This window comes from Kitasatospora sp. NPDC101155 (assembly GCF_044768305.1).
Taxonomy (GTDB): Bacteria; Actinomycetota; Actinomycetes; order Streptomycetales; family Streptomycetaceae; genus Kitasatospora.
On sequence record NZ_JBIWPN010000152.1, the window covers coordinates 1 to 1,830 of the forward strand.

3 protein-coding genes are annotated in these 1,830 nt (G+C 69.9%); 2 read left to right on the top strand and 1 reads right to left on the bottom strand.

The window, feature by feature from the left end:
- Positions 1 to 110 precede the first annotated feature (110 nt).
- The gene (locus ACIRYZ_RS46490) at positions 111 to 719 is read right to left on the bottom strand and encodes a hypothetical protein (protein WP_402955818.1); all 609 of its coding nucleotides are present in this window, start codon (positions 717 to 719) and stop codon (positions 111 to 113) included.
- On the opposite strand from ACIRYZ_RS46490, the gene ACIRYZ_RS46495 reads away from it, so the two are divergent.
- Positions 709 to 1,152, top strand: a complete 444-nt coding sequence (locus ACIRYZ_RS46495) for a hypothetical protein (RefSeq protein ID WP_402955821.1) — start codon at positions 709 to 711, stop codon at positions 1,150 to 1,152. The genes ACIRYZ_RS46490 and ACIRYZ_RS46495 overlap by 11 nt on opposite strands.
- Before the next feature lie 394 nt (positions 1,153 to 1,546).
- Positions 1,547 to 1,830 (top strand): transposase (locus ACIRYZ_RS46500; RefSeq protein ID WP_402955824.1); only part of this gene is annotated, 284 nt, incomplete at its 3' end.

Consider the following 1,830-nt stretch of genomic DNA (forward strand, 5'->3'; position numbering starts at 1 on the left):
TCCGCATAGCGCATACCAACGGCATAGCGCGCAGATGAGCATCAGTCAGCCACATAAACAGGCCAATCACCTCGAAGCGCCAAGGTCAGTATCGGTGAGAACGATCTTGTTCAGGGTGTGAGGGCGCTGACCCTGTTCTCGTACTCGCGGCGGGCCTTGCGCTGGGTCGGGACCGCTGGAAGGTCCTGGCTGTCGTCGAGCGGCTGGCAGCGGGCGAGGAGCCCTCGGTGCACGGCGGGGACGGCGCTGACGCGCAGGGTGTAGCCCTGGCCGCGCCGTACGGTCGTCCCCTGGTCGAGCGCGGCACGCTCGGCGGGTTCCAGCTCGGTGGTGCGGAGGTAGTCGGCGACCTTGCCCGGCATGTCGAGGGTGACCGGCAGCTCCGGGGCGGGCGCGTCCTCCTCGTTGGTGGTGTGGTCGGGCAGGAGGTCGGCGACGGCCGTGCGGGTGGCGCCGCGGCTGACCCGGTGCTCGCGGGCGAGGGCGGCGATGGAGCGCCCTTCCAGGTACTCGGTGCGTACGTCGTCGGTCTTCGCGGCCTCCACCGCGGGGCGGCGCCCGCCCTTGCTGCCCTTGGCCTCGGCGGCGCGCAGCCCGTCGTACGTCAGCTCGCGCTGGAGGTCGCGCTGGAGTTCGCCGGCGGCGGCGAGGGTCTGCACCATGAACTTCACGGTGGACAGCAGCTCGCCGGTGCGCGGATGGCGGGCGGTGAGGTCCATCGCGGAGAACGCGCCGTCGTGGATGCTCGACGACCTCGACATCGGCGACCGCCGACTCGTCGTCGACGGCCGCGTCCGCCCCCTGGACGAGCTCACCCTGCAGGCCGCCCTCGCCTGGCTGGAGCACCGGCGACGCCGCTGGCCCGACACCGCCAACCCGCACCTGCTGATCAACAAGCAGACCGCGCTGGAGACCGGCCCCATCAGCGGCGTCTCAGTCTCCGCCGCACTTCGCGGCCAGAGGGCCACCCTGGAACGGCTCCGCGTCGACCGCCAGCTCGAAGAAGCCCTCGCCCACGGCCCCGACCCACTCCACCTCGCCGAAATCTTCGGCCTGGACGAGAAGACCGCCATCCGCTACGCGGACTCCGCCCGGGCAATCCTGGCTCAGACCGCTGAGGCCGCTGCCGCTCCCGAGCGACGCGCAACCTGAACCCGGGCAGGCGCGGCCAGACAGGCGCGCAGATCGACGTGGCGGCGGCCCGGGCGACTGCGGATGTCACCGTCTCGATCTACGGTGAATGGCGCCGCTGATCGCCTTAACAGCACGCTCCAGGGGCTGCCACCGCCATCCTCCATATCTGGCCAGGGCTTCCGAAAGCTCGGTCCGCTGCTCATGCGTCATCGGCCCAAGTACACAGACTGGGCGCCCCTTCGGGGCGTCGCGGATGTCGTTGCGCGCCTGCACCTTCGGGTAGGGCCATCCCGCCGGTGCCGACGATGAGGGGGCGGAGTCCGACGCGAGCTCTAGTAGGGCTTTGTTAGGTACCCCAAGTGATCGTCATTGGATAGGCTGTGATTTTCTTTCAGGTGTGACACCTGAGGACATGGAAGAGGTCCGGCCGCGTCTGGAGGCCTTCGCCGCCGAGATGCTCGGCCCGCTGGCCCGTCGGGACCAGCGGGCCAAGGGCGAGCTGTACCTACGCGGGTTGATGCTGGACGGCAAGCGTAAGTCGATGCAGCCGATGGCCGAGCGCCTGGGCGTGGACCACCAGCAGCTCCAGCAGTTCGTGGCTTCCTCGACCTGGGACTGGGCCAAGGTCCGTGAGCGGCTGGCTCGTTGGGCCGCGGCACACATCGCGCCGGAGGCGTACGCCGTCGACGATGTGGG

Bases quoted from the DNA above. Each gene is read 5' to 3' on its own strand.
- ACIRYZ_RS46490 (WP_402955818.1), bottom strand. From the start codon at position 719: ATGGACCTCACCGCCCGCCATCCGCGCACCGGCGAGCTGCTGTCCACC.